Origin of the sequence: Rhizobium sp. N731 (assembly GCF_001664145.1) — a bacterium.
Lineage (GTDB): Bacteria > Pseudomonadota > Alphaproteobacteria > Rhizobiales > Rhizobiaceae > Rhizobium > Rhizobium esperanzae.
On sequence record NZ_CP013601.1, the window covers coordinates 1,051,566 to 1,065,431 of the forward strand.

16 protein-coding genes and 1 tRNA gene are annotated in these 13,866 nt (G+C 62.5%); 5 read left to right on the forward strand and 12 right to left on the reverse strand.

Annotated features, from left to right (window positions below; all coding sequences use genetic code 11):
* Window positions 1-6: 6 nt before the first annotated feature.
* Both AMK02_RS05175 and AMK02_RS05180 read right to left on the reverse strand, forming a co-directional pair.
* Entirely contained in the window at window positions 7-282 is a 276-nt protein-coding gene (locus AMK02_RS05175; RefSeq protein ID WP_064800964.1) for a hypothetical protein, read from the reverse strand.
* 400 nt (window positions 283-682) lie between these two features.
* Window positions 683-874 carry a hypothetical protein gene (locus tag AMK02_RS05180; RefSeq protein ID WP_041678836.1) on the reverse strand — a complete coding sequence of 64 codons (192 nt, stop codon included), beginning with the start codon at window positions 872-874 and terminating at the stop codon, window positions 683-685.
* A gap of 103 nt (window positions 875-977) precedes the next feature.
* Between AMK02_RS05180 and AMK02_RS05185 the strand changes: the two genes are divergently transcribed.
* A complete protein-coding gene (locus tag AMK02_RS05185; RefSeq protein ID WP_064800965.1) occupies window positions 978-1,223 on the forward strand; it encodes a hypothetical protein in 246 nt (81 codons plus the stop codon).
* Window positions 1,224-1,239: 16 nt separating this feature from the next.
* On the opposite strand, the gene AMK02_RS05190 is transcribed toward AMK02_RS05185, so the two are convergent.
* Window positions 1,240-1,626 (reverse strand): hypothetical protein, encoded by a 387-nt coding sequence (locus AMK02_RS05190; RefSeq protein WP_064800966.1) that lies wholly within the window; start codon window positions 1,624-1,626, stop codon window positions 1,240-1,242.
* 230 nt (window positions 1,627-1,856) lie between these two features.
* Here AMK02_RS05190 and AMK02_RS05195 point away from each other — a divergent pair, with 230 nt between their 5' ends.
* Window positions 1,857-2,762, forward strand: coding sequence for a DUF1499 domain-containing protein (locus AMK02_RS05195; protein WP_064800967.1), 906 nt, complete (start codon window positions 1,857-1,859; stop codon window positions 2,760-2,762).
* 505 nt (window positions 2,763-3,267) lie between these two features.
* On the opposite strand, the gene AMK02_RS05200 is transcribed toward AMK02_RS05195, so the two are convergent.
* The 4 genes from AMK02_RS05200 to AMK02_RS05215 all read right to left on the reverse strand — a co-directional run bounded on the left by AMK02_RS05200 (window position 3,268) and on the right by AMK02_RS05215 (window position 7,251).
* Window positions 3,268-3,948, reverse strand: coding sequence for a peroxiredoxin-like family protein (locus tag AMK02_RS05200; RefSeq protein ID WP_064800968.1), 681 nt, complete (start codon window positions 3,946-3,948; stop codon window positions 3,268-3,270).
* 204 nt (window positions 3,949-4,152) lie between these two features.
* Window positions 4,153-5,874, reverse strand: coding sequence for an SDR family oxidoreductase (locus AMK02_RS05205; RefSeq protein WP_064800969.1), 1,722 nt, complete (start codon window positions 5,872-5,874; stop codon window positions 4,153-4,155).
* Window positions 5,871-6,320: a thiol-disulfide oxidoreductase DCC family protein gene (locus AMK02_RS05210; RefSeq protein WP_064800970.1), complete on the reverse strand. Its 450-nt coding sequence runs from the start codon at window positions 6,318-6,320 to the stop codon at window positions 5,871-5,873. Before AMK02_RS05210 ends, AMK02_RS05205 begins: the two co-directional genes overlap by 4 nt.
* A gap of 22 nt (window positions 6,321-6,342) precedes the next feature.
* On the reverse strand, window positions 6,343-7,251 hold the full coding sequence (locus AMK02_RS05215; RefSeq protein WP_064805946.1) for an MBL fold metallo-hydrolase: 909 nt from the start codon (window positions 7,249-7,251) through the stop codon (window positions 6,343-6,345).
* A gap of 165 nt (window positions 7,252-7,416) precedes the next feature.
* Between AMK02_RS05215 and AMK02_RS05220 the strand changes: the two genes are divergently transcribed.
* Window positions 7,417-7,491 (forward strand) — tRNA-Gln (locus AMK02_RS05220).
* A 40-nt stretch (window positions 7,492-7,531) separates the two neighbouring features.
* On the opposite strand, the gene AMK02_RS05225 is transcribed toward AMK02_RS05220, so the two are convergent.
* The 5 genes from AMK02_RS05225 to AMK02_RS05250 all read right to left on the reverse strand — a co-directional run bounded on the left by AMK02_RS05225 (window position 7,532) and on the right by AMK02_RS05250 (window position 12,689).
* Window positions 7,532-8,020: a hypothetical protein gene (locus AMK02_RS05225; protein WP_064800971.1), complete on the reverse strand. Its 489-nt coding sequence runs from the start codon at window positions 8,018-8,020 to the stop codon at window positions 7,532-7,534.
* A 247-nt stretch (window positions 8,021-8,267) separates the two neighbouring features.
* Window positions 8,268-9,806 (reverse strand): GNAT family N-acetyltransferase, encoded by a 1,539-nt coding sequence (locus AMK02_RS05230; RefSeq protein ID WP_064800972.1) that lies wholly within the window; start codon window positions 9,804-9,806, stop codon window positions 8,268-8,270.
* Window positions 9,781-10,572, reverse strand: coding sequence for a helix-turn-helix domain-containing protein (locus AMK02_RS05235; protein WP_037144084.1), 792 nt, complete (start codon window positions 10,570-10,572; stop codon window positions 9,781-9,783). The genes AMK02_RS05230 and AMK02_RS05235 overlap by 26 nt, the downstream gene beginning before the upstream one ends.
* 229 nt (window positions 10,573-10,801) lie before the next feature.
* Window positions 10,802-11,581: an SDR family NAD(P)-dependent oxidoreductase gene (locus tag AMK02_RS05240; protein ID WP_064800973.1), complete on the reverse strand. Its 780-nt coding sequence runs from the start codon at window positions 11,579-11,581 to the stop codon at window positions 10,802-10,804.
* Window positions 11,582-12,071: 490 nt separating this feature from the next.
* The gene (locus AMK02_RS05250) at window positions 12,072-12,689 is read right to left on the reverse strand and encodes a TetR/AcrR family transcriptional regulator (RefSeq protein WP_064800975.1); all 618 of its coding nucleotides are present in this window, start codon (window positions 12,687-12,689) and stop codon (window positions 12,072-12,074) included.
* 111 nt (window positions 12,690-12,800) lie between these two features.
* Between AMK02_RS05250 and AMK02_RS05255 the strand changes: the two genes are divergently transcribed.
* A complete protein-coding gene (locus tag AMK02_RS05255; protein WP_064800976.1) occupies window positions 12,801-13,487 on the forward strand; it encodes a PspA/IM30 family protein in 687 nt (228 codons plus the stop codon).
* Window positions 13,488-13,530: 43 nt separating this feature from the next.
* Window positions 13,531-13,812, forward strand: a complete 282-nt coding sequence (locus AMK02_RS05260) for a YiaA/YiaB family inner membrane protein (RefSeq protein ID WP_011424367.1) — start codon at window positions 13,531-13,533, stop codon at window positions 13,810-13,812.
* Window positions 13,813-13,866 lie beyond the last annotated feature (54 nt).

Sequence of the window (13,866 nt, forward strand, 5' to 3'; positions counted from 1 at the left end):
GGCTCGTCAGTGACGATAGCGCCAGCGGTCGCGGTAGACATAGGGCCCGTTCAGATCCCAGGCCATGCGGTCCATCATCTCCGCGCTCGCAGCCCGCGATTCCGCCCGCCGGTCGAGATCGATGCGCTGCAGGCAGGTGGCAAACCCATCCGTACCGCGGCGGAAACCATAGCTCAGGCACCGCTGCTCATCCGCCGCCCGCCGCTCCTCCGGCGTCATCGTCTGACAGGCGGAAAGGCTGGCGGCGAGGGCGAGGAGGGTGAAGATAAGAGGGACGCGCATCGGGGTATTCCTTGCTTTTCCAGAAGGAAATGCCATTCGGGTGTTGGCGTCAAGTTGCGACTGCCGCCCCAGGAGAAGCGCCCGTTTTTCGCGAGGCGCCCGCCACCTGCCGATCTCCCTCCTTGTGGGGGAGATGCCCGGCAGGGCAGAGGGGGGTTCAAAGCCCTCAGTGCGTCGCAGTCGGACGGCTTTCATACTATCAATTATGGTGATCGTGCCCTTTGTTTTGGTTCGCGTAGCGGCAGGGCACCCCCCCCTCTGTCCTGCCGGACATCTCCCCCACAAGGGGGGAGATCGGCTGAGGGCACTCTCCTCATTCTCCCTCATTCCTGTGACATCCCTCGGGCAAAGTCCTGAGGACAGGAAGGAGGGAGCGTGAGTATGCGCTCTCATCAGGCTTTCACGCCGCCCCCGCCGGATCCCCGATCGGCAGCAGCGCCGGATCGAGCGGCGGGTCTTGCGGGTTTTTCGTATCGCCGGGGTCCTGTGCCGGTGTCAGCGGTGGTTTTTCCTGGGTTCGGTCGGGAATGCCGGGTGTCGGCGTCGGGCCGCGTGGGGTATCGGCATTCGGTATCGGGTCTCTGTTGGGCATGATCGCCTCCTTTTGAAAAAAGGAACGGCAGCCCAGGCAGATGGTTCCACTTTCGCCGCCGGCGATTCCTCTGTATGAGGGGCTTGCAAATATTGGAACGAGCATGGCCATCCGCGATCGATTTTCGAAGAAACTGAACTGCCCGCAATGCGGCAATGCGGGTTTTGCCGAGGCCTCGGAGATCGACGATCCCAAGCGCAAGCACCCGGATTTCAAGGTCGATCAGCTGCCGCGCGGCTTTGGCGTGCAGCGCGCCGCCAATCACCAGGAAAGCTTCATGATCAAGTGCGAGTGCGGCCGCAAGTTTCCCTTCCGCAGCCTGGCGGAAGCCGCGGCCGAGCGGCGTTGAATCTCAACAATGACGCTCAGATCCGCTCCAGCACCTCGATGAAGGCATCGGCGAAACGCACGAGATGCGCGGTGTCCTCGTCGGGCGCCTGCATGCGGATCTCGGTGCCGTTCTGATCGAGCAGCGCCAGCACGACGCGCATGTTCTCGCCATCGGGAATGCGCAGGACGGCGATGCGGCGGCAATCCTCGATCAGGCCGGCGGCCGGCAGGTCGAACAGCAATTCGCCGCCGGAACGGCCGGCTGCTTGGCGCACCGCCTCGCAGAAGCCGGCATCGCCGCCGGCATAACCTTCGAGTGAAAGTTCGAGCTCGACGAGCTCCATCGGCAGCGCCGGTTCGGTGTGATCGATCCCGCCAAGCGCAGACGCCTGCGGCCTTGCTGTTATTTCGGGTGAAATCATCCCGTCTCTCCTGTACATGACCTCGGAGATGAAACCGCGGCAGAATGGCCTTTTTTTTGCATATCAGCAAGGGCTTATGAAGGTGGGCGGCCGATTGCCCGGCGGTCTCCGCTGAATTCCATCTGATATTCCGAGACAACAGTTTCAATTCAGCCGAATCTTGCACTAAACAGGGTATGGCGATTTGCGCGTGTTGAGGGCGCGGCGCTGACGAGCAACCGGTAAGTTTGATGGCCATCCGCTACGACCGCCCCGTTTCCAGCGCCGCCCGCTTTTCGCGGCTGCTCGGGGCATTTTCGCTGGTTCTGGCGCTGGCCGTGCTGGTCGCCCATCGCTTCGGCGGGCTCGCCACGCCCTATCTCGTGCTGCTGCTGTTCACCGCCGCGGGCTTCGCGCTGCTTGCCGCCCTGCTTGCCGCAATCGGCCTGCGCAGCCTCTGGATGACCGGGGCCGAAGGCGGGCTTGCCGCCCTTGCCGCGCTGATCTACGCCGCCTTTCCGCTCGGCATCGGCGCCTTTGCCGCCGAGCGTTACCTGACGCTGCCTGACATCTATGACGTCTCCACCGATCCGGTCTCGGAACCGGACTGGCTGTCGCCGCCGAAGGCCGATCAGATCTGGCTGAAGCGCAATCTCGTGACGCCCGAGGATCGCGAAAAGCAGATTTCAGCCTATCCCGAACTGACCGGCCGGCGTTACGAAGGCGCGCTCGACCGCGTGCTGGAGGCGGTGCGCAAGGTCGCGAAGCAGAGCGGCTTTACGATCGTCAAGAGCACCGGCACGAGCGAGCCGGACCGCGATCTCGAGGACAGGCCGGCAAAGCCCGCCCCCGGCGACGATGCCGTGACCGACGCGCCCGGCATCATTCCCGTGCCGACGCCGCGCCCCTATGACGACGACGTTGCCAAGCTGATCCGTGGCGCCAACGGCGTGACGCTGCAGGCGACCACCCGCACGCTGATCCTCGGCCTGCGCTTCGATATGATCATCCGGCTGCGCGAAGAGGCCGAAACCACCTTCGTCGACATCCGCGTCGCCTCCCGCTACGGCCAGCACGACCTCGGCTTCAGCGCCGAAATCGCCGGCGATTATCTGAAGGCGCTGGATGCCGAACTCTTGGGGATTGCGGGTGGGTGAGCCGCGGTGCCGCCAAAGGCGGCAGCAATCGATCCAGTGAATCGATTGCAGCGGCGAACGCCCTGAGCCCAAGCGAAGGGCCGGGAGAGGGTGCGGCAGACTCGACCCGCTTCCGGTGCCGCGAAGCGGCAGCAATCGATCCGGTGAATCGATTGCAGTTGCGAACGCCCTGAGCCCAAGCGAAGGGCCAGGTTATGTGCCGCAACCTTTCGATTCCCTCTTCTCCCCTCGGGGAGAAGGTGCCCGTAGGGCGGATGAGGGGGCCGGTCGCGCTGGTCTTTCCAACAGCTTCGCATCCCTTGACCGCGCTCACCTAAGGATCGCGGGATAGGTTGTGAGGTGAGGATGTGCCGTGTGGCCCCCTCATCCGCCTGCCGGCACCGACCGGGGTTGAGCCACGGGTCTCAACCCGTCCTTCGGACCCCCGAGGGGAGAAGAGGACACGCCGCGAACTCTCTATTCCCCGCACGGTCTCGCATGGCTCGATCGCCGAAAGCGATGCGGGTCAGCGTGCAAGATCGCCCACGGCGGCGATGATCTCCGCTGCGGTCGGGAAGATGCAAAGGCTGCTGGGTCCGTCCAGCGCCTCCATCTGTGCCCAGGCGATGGTGCCGTTCTGATCGACCAGGAAGTGCCCGACGAGCTGGGTGGCGTGCTTGGCGAAGATCGCATGATCGGCTTCATCAAGCGCGAAGCGGTCCTTGGCGTTGAGGATTGTATTGGCTTCCATCGGCTGGAGCGGTTCCGGGAACTCGCCGGTGGGATTGATGCGCGCCGCCTGAAACTGCGCCATTGTCGCGGTGTAAGGCCATTCCGGCGGCTCGCTGCTGCCATCGGGCTGGAACTCGGCATGGGGCACGCCAAAGGCGCGATGCGTGCGGCAGTCTGGATCGCAGAGCAGCGTCACCGGCGTCGGGCGGTGGCGGAAATACAGGCGAGCGCGTTCCACCGGCGTGTTGATAACCGCCACGGTCTTCACCCCGGCGACGTTGAGGGCGGGCTCGATGCCGGCAAGCTGTTCGAGCTGGCGTCGGCAGAAGGGGCAGTGCAGCCCGCGAAAGAATCCGATCAGGAACGGCCGGCCGCTCAAGTCGGCCAAGGAGACCGTTCCGTCGAAATTGGCTGTGGCGAGCTCGAACGCGGGCGCGGTGTTTCCAGGCTGCAGCGGGCGCTTCTGGTCTCCCATGGAATAATTCCTTTCCCGGAGCGTCTCAGGTGAAACGACCGAAATGGAACTATAGCACTTGCTTCGAGAAGGCCCATCGCCCGATGGAGTGATGGGTGAGCAACGGTGGCGCAATGCGCCAGCAATCGATCCGGTGAATCGATTGCAGTTACGAACGCCCTGAGGGGGCGGCCAGGCGCGTCGGCTCAGTCAAGCGCCACCCCTTCACTCCAACACTAGCCACCCCGAATACCGCACCACCAGCCCCGTCAGCCGCCCGCCGATCTCGACGTGAAAGTGGAAGCGCCCATCGCGCTCCTCCTCGTAAGTATCCCCACCCGGCGCCAGGAACAGCGGCAGCGGAATGCCGCAAAACCGCCAGCCGCGCACCACGAGCCTGAGCTTCTGCCCCTCCGGCACCAGCGCCAGCAGCACCCGGAACGGCCCGAACACCTCGGCGAGCAGGTGGCGGTCGCGGCCCGTGCCGGCGGCCTGCCAGCTGCGGAAGGTCTTGCCCCCGAAAGACCGCGTCCAGATCTCCTTGTCGCCATCCGCGACAAAGCGCACCGCGACCGGCACATCCTCGCCGGCGGCGGGAAAGCCGATGATGCCGGCGATCAGCCGGGGGAGGAGGCCGCGGCCGCGCTCGATCCGCGCCCGGCCGGAGGCAAGCCGGGTGCCGCCGCCATGGATCGCCGCAAGCGCCGGCGGCAGGCTCTCCCAGGCGTCGCCGAGGACGCGCCTGTAGAGCGGTTCGGCCTCTTCCGCATGCTCCAGCCGGATGCCGGAGGTGATCGAGAAACGCTGGAAGGCCGCCTCGAAATCGGCCAGCGGCAATTCCCCCGCCGCCGGCCGGGCGCCGCTTTGCGGCCGCTGGCCATCGAGCAGCCGGCGCACCAGCGCCTCGACGCCGAGGACCGGGATGAATGGCCCGTCATCACCTTCGGCAATCAGCGACCAGTCCGCCGTCAGCCGCCGCCCATCGCGATCAAGGCCGCCCAGGCGCACGAACATGCCGCCGCGATGGGCGCCGACGGCGAAGCGATGGCTGGCGGCCTGCAGCAGCCGCGCAAACGGCGTGAGCGAGGGCAAGAGCCCGATCTCCACCAGCCGGGCGGCAGCCGAAAGCAGCCGCTGCAGCGCCTGCGGCTCGGTGCCGACGCCGGTGAAGGTGGATTGCAGGCCGGCAATGTGCCGCGGCAGCAGCGCCAGATCGGGTGCATCGACCAGCAGGAAAGTCCGGCTGGCGAGCGGCGCCACACCGGGCGGCGCGATCGCCACCCGCATCTCGTCGATCAGCCCGCGCCCCTCGGCCGGCTGCCCCTCGCGCAGCAGCGCCACCGGCTTGCCGGCATAACTTGCGATGGCTCTCACGACATTGAGCCCGATCTTCACATGCGCCGAGGGGGCAATGCCGGCCGCCACGCTGTCGACGCGGGCAAAATGCGGCGCCATCGCCTCCAGCGCCGCAAAGGAGAGCGCCGGCAGGCTGCTGAGCCCCGAGAGCACGAAGGTGCCCTTCGCCTTCGCCTCGGCATCGAGCCCGCCGATGCCGGCGACGAAACCGCTGCTGTCGGCGAGATCGGCATAATCGATGCCAAGGTCGATGCAGGCCCGCACCACCTTGTAGCCATCGCCGATGAAGCTCTGGAACGGCCCGGAGGCATCGACGACGAGATTGGGCCTGAGCCGTGTCAGCTGCTCCCGGAGATCGCCGTCGCGATCGAAGACCACCGCCTGCAGCCAGGCGCCGAGATCGTTGCTGCCGAGCCGCCCGGCGCCGCCTTTTGGCGAGCGGAGATCGAAGACGAAATCATCGGCCTTTTCGAGCGAGCGGCCGGCAATCAGCAGCCTGAGCCTGGGCTCCTCGCCGAGCAGCCGGGCGAGCCGGCCGCCGAAGGCGCCGTAGCCGCCGATGATCAGCAGGGAAAAGGTGCCGCCGCTCATGCGATGAAGCGGCTGCGCTGCTCCGGCGTCGGCACCATGCAGCTCTGACGGCCGGCGATCTTCAGCCGGTTGCGGGCGATGAATTCATAAAGCGCATCGGGCGCGCGCCGCGGCAGGAGCCGAAAGAGCTTCGCCAGCGAATAGGGAAAGCCGAGGCTCGCCACCATGCGGATCGTGCCGTCGGACTTGAAGAAGGCGCGGCCGCCTTCGATGAGGATATTGGTTTCGTAGTCGCGCGTATCGAGGCCGTAATGCCGGTAAAGCGCCTCGCCGAGCGGCGACTGGGCGGCGAGGAACCGGTATCGCCGCCGCCTGTCATGCTTCAGCACGAATTTCACCCAGCCGGAGCAGAAGACGCATTCGCCATCGAAGACGATCAGCGGCCGGTCATCGGCAAAGGCGGGAACGGCGGGATCGTTGCGATAGCTGTAATCGGCGCGGCCCATTCAGATCTCCCTCCGCCTCTCTTTACGCCGGCCGGTAGCGCGCGGCAAGCGAAGGCGGCCCATCCGCGACAATCGCGCCGCGCTCCATGAGATGCTCGATATGGGCGAGCACGGAAAGGGCCGCCGCCCCATGCAGTTTCGGATCGGTATCACGATAGATCGCCTTCACCATCTCCGCTATCCCTTGGTCGCCGGCCGCAACCCGCGCCAGCACCGCCTGCTCGCGCCCCCGCCGATGCGCCTTCAGCGCCGGCAGGAAGCTCCTCGGCTCGCGCACCGGCCCGCCATGGCCGGGCAGCAGCAGGCTGTCCTCGCGCGCAATCAGCCTGTCGAGCGAAGCCATATAATCCGCCATCGAACCATCCGGCGGTGCGACGATCGAGGTCGACCAGGCCATGACATGATCGCCGGAAAAGAGGATGTTGCGGCCCTCGAGCGCGAAGGCGGCGTGATTGGCCGTATGCCCCGGCGTCAGCACCGCTGTCAGCCCCCAGCCATCCCCCGCAATCGTCTCGCCGTCGCCGAGTGTCAGATCCGGCACGAACTCCAGATCCGAGCTTTCGGCAAAGGGATTGACCTCACCGGCCCTCAGCGGCCGCGCCGGCCGATGCGGCCCTTGCCCCACCGTCACCGCCCCCGTCGCCGCCTGCAGCCGCCGGGCAAGCGGCGAGTGATCGCGATGGGTATGGCTGACGAAGATATGCGTCACCTCCCGCCCGCCAAGTGCTGATATCAGCGCCTGAAAATGCGCCTCGTCCTCCGGCCCGGGATCGATGACCGCGACCGAGGAAGCGCCGACGATATAGCTGTTGGTGCCGTAAAAGGTGAAAGGCCCGGGATTTTCCGCCGTGATCCGCCCGACCCCAGGCGCCACCGGCACGGCGCGCCCATAGGCCGGCTCGAAAGCAAGGTCGAATGCGGGGCTTTCCATGAAGGCGATGATCTCGCGGCCGATGACGTCGCCCATTCCTAGCACGGCCCACTGCACTCTGCAGCGCATAAATCTGCCCGATGCGCAACTTAGTCATTGTGACAGACGGAGAGCTTTGCTAATCAGGCGTCGATTTGAGCCGGCGCTTAGCGCCGAAAGCTCTGGTGGGGCGTAGCCAAGCGGTAAGGCAGCGGTTTTTGGTACCGCCATCCCCTGGTTCGAATCCAGGCGCCCCAGCCAAGTCTGGCTTCGTCAATTTTCTCCTGACCTCTTTTTCGTTTCAGGGCCTCTTCGGGCGCTTCATTTGAATCCACCTGCGCCAGTGTTTTGGTCCGTAGGCTATCTGGATGATCTGGGTAGCCTCAATGAACGCCTGGTGCTGGGCGCGATGCCCTGCAGCGAGCCACATCCGATAGTAGATCGTTCCGACCAGCGCGACGGCGCTTATCGCAACAACGAACCATGAGGCAATCCAGATCAGCCATATCAGTGCTACCCCAATTGCGCGGTCACTTCCTTGAAAGATTGGCATCACTAGTGCAGTGGCCTGATCATAAAACCAGAGCACTGGGCCGACGACCATCAGCAGAGATATGCTCAAATAAGGTAAAGCTGCCAATGTGCAGCGTTCCCAGTGCATTTGATGTAGGTCTTCATAATAGAAATCTTGCTGGGGGTAGCCGATCTTCCCGAGATGATAGAATGCGGCGGCCAGAAACACGACTGCAAGCGCGCAATAACTGGTAATCACTAAATAGATGATCGGCACGCTAAAGACCCCATATCTTTTTAATTAGAGATTCTGCGCTCCGCAGGTTCTGCCGATTTGTCGCGGCGGACTATGTGCTTTACGCTGCAACCTTCCAAGCCGCTACTATGCTGCACTCCTCGTCGAATTCCGGAGGTGCAACGAGTTAGCGTCTATGAATGAAGCCGGAAAAGCCCAGCTTCCGCTGGTCCAAGGTTTGGGGGTGGTGTTGCACGACGGAGTGGCGACGCGACGGTGACTGAACGCATCATACGTCGAACTCAAGATTCGCACGGTCGAGCAAGAGCCTTAGCTGATCATGCCTTATTTCATAGATCGATTGCTGTGGGTTGCCATTCACGACACCTATCCGCCGCAGTTCATCAAGACCGATCGCCGGCTCGATATACGATACAAGCAGATAATTGATGACCTTGACCGGTCGCGCTTGTGTTGCATTCCACGCGTCTAGCTGTTGCTCACTGTACACTGATCTGCCTCCCGTTAGATGCATAAGCTCTCTTGTAGATTTGGCAAGGGTGATACTTTCCAATATTCCAAGAGCTGTAATGGCTTGAGAAGGCTGCTCCTTTGAAGCGCTTTTATAAAAGAATAGCAACGAACCCGCCGGACCAAGATTTGAAGGCGCCCGACAAAGATATACCTTTCGGATTGTATTTCCCGGGCGTGCCGGGCGGTCGGCCGTCGAAGTTCCGTTGAATAAATCTGATTGCCTTGGGTTCCATAGATCCGGATAGAGTGTATCGTGATACTCCTCCTTAATCGGGATACCGAAGCCTCTGATTTCGTCGGTCACCAGAAACCGCGGATAATTCTTCCGTGCGGCTTCGTAGGCTGTCACTGCCGGATCGTCGGCGAGCTTTTCCAAAGAGAAGGCCCGCTCATAAATCAGTTCGCCATCAGGCTTTTTACCGGCCTGGCGAAAACCATAAAACTCCAGCAAGTTAATCAGCGTGGCCTGATCTTCGTAGGTGGTAAGATACGCCAGATCGTAGCCGTTCATCTGGGCGTACCAAAGCACTTGCTTAAGAAGTAATTCTCCCAATTTCACACCGCGCTTCTCGGGAGCGACCTTGAATGTGCAAACTTTCAGAATTCTTTCAACCTTTGTGACCGCATCTGTGTCGATAGCGGTCTCCTCCTTCCGAACGATCAGGCCGGCAAGCTTGTCGTCATCATATACAACCCAGCAGGGGCGATGCTGCCTCACGCATTTTTCGCGCCACCAGTCATCGAACTCGAGATACCCATCGCGAAGGCTGTTGAAGAAGCCGTCTTCGTGGTCGATCATATGCGCGTCGACCTCCGCGACATGACGGATCGGAACTTGTTTTGGTTCGTAGGTTTGCGTGAGAAGATCGGCCGCGTCACCGACGAACAGAACGCGGCGTCCCAACTCAGCTGAATGCCTGAGGGCTCGCTCATGAAGCCCTTTGTCTTGCGAAACGAGAAAGTCGACGGCGTTGCTCTTCAGCGTATGCAAAAGGATCGCGTCTACGATATCGTTTGGCTTCCTGAGGGGACCGAACTCGGCCTCCAGTTCTGCTTGGGTCAGGCCACGTCTTTTGCCGAGGATCTGGTATTTTGCGATCTTGCTGAGCGATATTCGGCGGCGCTCGGCATCTTTATCTCGAGCTATATCGTCACGCGCAGCTTCGTGGACGAAGACATTGACTTTATGCGCCGCGGCGAGGCTCGAGAATTTGGCGTATGCTGCCCCGACAGCACGATAATCTTCCAGCCCGATTAGAATGTTCGTATCAATGAGATACGACTGCTGCCTCATGTCTCAATGCCTTTCGAAGATCGCGACTTGCGTACAAATAGGATTGAGGAGGCTCGAAGCTAAACCGCTCACGGAGCTCGTTTAGAGGGATCGGCCTTGCAAAGGACTTCACATCTTCAAAGAGCAGCGCAAAGCCGAAGTCCACTCCCTGAAAGTAGCTATCGAAGTCTGCTCGCTCGATAAAGGCCGTGTCCTCGAACTCGGCCCAGATCTGTTCGATCGGCAATTTAAGAACGTCTTTGATCTCAGCGACACCGACCATCGCTCGAACCGGTGAGGTGGAGTAAATGTAAGCAATCGTGCCGCCAGGCGCTGATATGGGAAAACGACGCCGCAGTTCAACCGTTTTGCGTCCCTCCAATATCTTCTCGGAATACTGGGGTCTGATCGAGAGCACTACGTCTTTCTGCGCCCGAAACGGCTCATCCGCCAGCAGAGGAAAGACGAGCTGATCATCGTTGCCGTATTCGGCATCGAAAGCTTCCTTGATGCGCAACACAAGCCGCGCATCCGATGGAAAAACGGCTTCTACGCGCAAAGAAGCTCCTAGCGCTTCCACATACCGTTGAACAGTTGAAAGGTAGACTTCTCCACCTTTTTCAATTTTCGATACGGCTGCTTGCTGAACGTTTAGGCGGATCGCCATTTCAGCCTGGGTGAGGCCAGATAACAGCCGGAGCCGACGCAAATCCAAGCCTTCGGCATGATCAGCGCGCGAGCCGCTTGCTTCGGACGCTTCGATGATTTTTCCAGCCAATTTACCCATGCGCATGCTCCGTTTCACACCTTGATAACCCGGCCCCAATATTCCTTACAAGGAATATCGGTTCCAGTGGGAGATGTTCGGCTATTATATTGATCTGTGTAGGAAAAAGACCACAGGGGGGCTATCTTCAATCTCTGCCGAAATGCGGTGCCGGGTTTGGAGAAAGGTTCGAAGAGACTTCGTGAAGTTTCGAACGCGGCAACTCCCGCTAATTGGCCGGCCATGCGCTTTACTCTCGCTCTTCGAATAAACGGACGCCTGTGAGTTCTGCCAGCCTCCCCACCAGTGCCTCCTGAAACCCCGGATCACCCGCTTCGGCCGCCGCCTCCCGCTGCTGCCGGTGATACCAATACCCGCCGCTCACCCTGGCCGCAGCATCATCGCTCGTCGCCAGCCACGTCTGCGTGAGATGCCCCATCTCAAGATCATCCGGCGCGCTGGCGCCGCCCATTTTGGTCGGCACCCAGCCGGGGTCGACGGCGTTGCTGAAGACATCCGGCCAGTGGCGGGCGAGGGCGGCGGCGAGGGTGGCGATGTAGAGCTTGCTTTCGGAATAGGCCTGGCTGGCGTTCCATGGCCGCCGCTTCCAGTCGATATCGTCAAGGCTGCTGGCGCCGCTGCGGTGCATGCCGCTCGAGAGATAGATCAGGCGGTCGGGGCGGGTGATCCAGGCGGTGAGGAGATAGGGGGCGAGCACGTTGACAGCCAGCGTCTTGGCGTGACCTTCAGGCGTTTCGCCCCGGCTGCGTTCGAGGTAGATGCCGGCATTGTGGATGACCGCGTCCATGCGGTCGATGGCGTTGACCTGTTCGGCGATGGAGCGCGTCTCGGCGGCGCTGGCGAGATCGCCGATGACGAGGCCGAGGGCGACGGCTGAGGTCTCTGCGATGGCGGCGGTGCGCTCGCGGGAGCGGGCGTGGAGGACGACGTCGTGGCCTTGGCTGATGAGGGTGCGGGCGGCGGCAAGCCCGAGGCCATCGGTGGAACCGGTGATGAAGATGCGGCTCATGGGGTTTCCTTTCGCGGTGGCGTGGTGGGGGCAGAGTGCTTGGGTGGGGGTGCTTGGGTCAAGTCCGGTGACGGAGGGTGGGGAGAGGGAAGTGGCAGGAGGCGAGATGTCGTTGACTCTCAAAAACCTCCAATTCTGGATCTCAAGCCAAGTTGACTCTCACGAGCCACACTCAAAATAGTTTGTCTTTCAAGATCGGCCGTTTTTGATAGACAAACATCATTGGGTTGCTTCTGGGGCGGCCAGCCCCTCATCCGGCTGCCGCCACCTTCTCCCCGCTTGCGGGGCGAAGGGGATATGCCGCGAGCTCTCCGTCCCTCTCCAACGTCGCGCGTGGCACGTCCCCTCGCCCCGTTTACGGGGAGAGGGTTAGGGTGAGGGGCAGGCTTTGGGGCGGAGTTGCATCAGCACCGGGCATGGGTCCTCGGGTCAAGCCCGAGGACGACGGAGGGTGGGGGAGCGCTGCTGCCAAACTCGCCGCCAGCCGCCCTCACGCGCCCGCTTCCCTTCGCCGCTCCGCCCCGGCCGCGATCGTCTGCACCAGTTCGTCCACCTCGCGCGCCAGCCGCTCCAGCGGCAATCCCACGAAGCGTCCCTCCAGGCTGATGCTGACCACCCCGTGGACGGCGCTGAAGAGGGTGCGGGCGCGGATGGCGCGGTCTTGCGGCGGCATGTCGGGCTGCAGTTCGGCGAGCGGTTCGGCGATCACGTCCATCAGGAAGAGGTGTTCGTCGAGGTGCCATTGCGGCGTCGGGCTGGTGTCGGGGGGGAAGTGGTCGAACAGCGCCTTCCAGAGGTTGCGGTGCTCGACGGCGAAGGCGAGGTAGCCCTGGGCGAGGTTGCGGAGGCGATCGGTCGGGCTTTTGTCGCGGGCCTCGGGCAGGGTCAGCTTCGCCTCCAAGGCCTTCAACGTCGACGAATTGACGTGGATGACGAGTTCGGCGAGGTCGGTAAAGACGGTGTAGAGGCCGCCGAGCGCGCAGCCGGCGTCCTGGGTGATGTCGCGGGCGCGCAGATTGGTCAGCCCGTCGCGGGCGATGCGCTCGCGCGCCGCCTCGATCAGCCGCGCCTTCAGGTCCTCGCGTTTTTCTTCTCGCCTGCCGGCCATTAACCATTCCACTTCGATTTTTTGAACGGCGTTCAAAACTTATCTTGAACGTCGTTCATGATTCTGCCATAACAGCACTCGTGAACAACGTTCATAAGCCGGAGGCAAGAAATGTTCAAACTGATTTCCATTCTTTTGCGGGGCAGGGCGCATGATGCCGAGCAGGCCTTTGCCGATCGCCACGCCGTGCCGCTGCTTGCCCAGCAGATCCGCGATGCCGCCCAGGCGATCCAGTCGGCGCGCCGCAGCGTCGCCGTCGCCATCGCCCAGAACGAGCAGGAAAAGGCGCAGCATCAGACGATCCTCAGCCGCATCGCCGATCTCGAGACCCGCGCTTGCGCCGCACTCACCAAGGGCAATGAGGGCCTGGCCCGCGAGGCGGCCGAGGCGATCGCCTTTCTCGAAGCCGAGCGCGATGCCTCGGTGGCGGCGCAGGCCCAGTTCACCGCTTCGATCGGCAAGCTGAAGGGCATCGTGCGCTCGGCCGAGGCGCGGCTGCAGGAGCTGCAGCGCGGCGAACGGTTGGCCCGGGCGACTGAAGAGGCACAGAAGCTCGATGTCGTCGTCGCCGGCCCAGGCCTCGCCACCCTCGATGAGGCCGAGGAGACCTTGGCGCGGCTGCGCCTGCGCCAGAGCCAGAACGAGCTGACGGCGGCCGCGCTGAAGGACATGGAAAGCGCCACGCGGCCGGCCGGCATCATCGAAAAGCTCGCCAATGCCGGCTGCGGCGCGCCGCTCACCTCATCGGCCGATGATGTGCTTGCCCGGCTGAAGAGCCGCATCACCCCGGCCGCCTGAATTCATCCATCCATTCACCCCTAAAAATTGAAGGGTCATCACCATGAACGACAGTTTCCAGAAACATTCCGCCAGCTGGGTCAGCTTCTCCTACATCTCCTTCGGCGCCGCCGCCTTCATGCTGGCCCTCGGCCTTTACATGATGCCGCTCGATCTCTGGGGCAAAGGCTATCTCGCCATGGGCATCTTGATGCTGGTGCAGACCACGGTGAACATCACCAAGACGCTGCGCGACAATGCCGAATCCGAGAAGCTGATCCGCAAGGTCGAAGATGCCCGCACCGAAAAGCTGCTGGTCAAATTCAATCGTAGCGATGAAGATTGATCTTCCTTAACCACAGCGCAGAGTTGTTGCCGCATTCAACCAACGGGTAACAAC

Coding starts and splice junctions, on each gene's coding strand:
- AMK02_RS05175 (WP_064800964.1), bottom strand. CDS start 282: ATGCGCGTCCCTCTTATCTTCACCCTCCTCGCCCTCGCCGCCAGCCTT.
- AMK02_RS05180 (WP_041678836.1), bottom strand. CDS start 874: ATGCCCAACAGAGACCCGATACCGAATGCCGATACCCCACGCGGCCCG.
- AMK02_RS05185 (WP_064800965.1), top strand. CDS start 978: ATGGCCATCCGCGATCGATTTTCGAAGAAACTGAACTGCCCGCAATGC.
- AMK02_RS05190 (WP_064800966.1), bottom strand. CDS start 1,626: ATGATTTCACCCGAAATAACAGCAAGGCCGCAGGCGTCTGCGCTTGGC.
- AMK02_RS05195 (WP_064800967.1), top strand. CDS start 1,857: ATGGCCATCCGCTACGACCGCCCCGTTTCCAGCGCCGCCCGCTTTTCG.
- AMK02_RS05200 (WP_064800968.1), bottom strand. CDS start 3,948: ATGGGAGACCAGAAGCGCCCGCTGCAGCCTGGAAACACCGCGCCCGCG.
- AMK02_RS05205 (WP_064800969.1), bottom strand. CDS start 5,874: ATGAGCGGCGGCACCTTTTCCCTGCTGATCATCGGCGGCTACGGCGCC.
- AMK02_RS05210 (WP_064800970.1), bottom strand. CDS start 6,320: ATGGGCCGCGCCGATTACAGCTATCGCAACGATCCCGCCGTTCCCGCC.
- AMK02_RS05215 (WP_064805946.1), bottom strand. CDS start 7,251: ATGGAAAGCCCCGCATTCGACCTTGCTTTCGAGCCGGCCTATGGGCGC.
- AMK02_RS05230 (WP_064800972.1), bottom strand. CDS start 9,806: ATGAGGCAGCAGTCGTATCTCATTGATACGAACATTCTAATCGGGCTG.
- AMK02_RS05235 (WP_037144084.1), bottom strand. CDS start 10,572: ATGGGTAAATTGGCTGGAAAAATCATCGAAGCGTCCGAAGCAAGCGGC.
- AMK02_RS05240 (WP_064800973.1), bottom strand. CDS start 11,581: ATGAGCCGCATCTTCATCACCGGTTCCACCGATGGCCTCGGGCTTGCC.
- AMK02_RS05250 (WP_064800975.1), bottom strand. CDS start 12,689: ATGGCCGGCAGGCGAGAAGAAAAACGCGAGGACCTGAAGGCGCGGCTG.
- AMK02_RS05255 (WP_064800976.1), top strand. CDS start 12,801: ATGTTCAAACTGATTTCCATTCTTTTGCGGGGCAGGGCGCATGATGCC.
- AMK02_RS05260 (WP_011424367.1), top strand. CDS start 13,531: ATGAACGACAGTTTCCAGAAACATTCCGCCAGCTGGGTCAGCTTCTCC.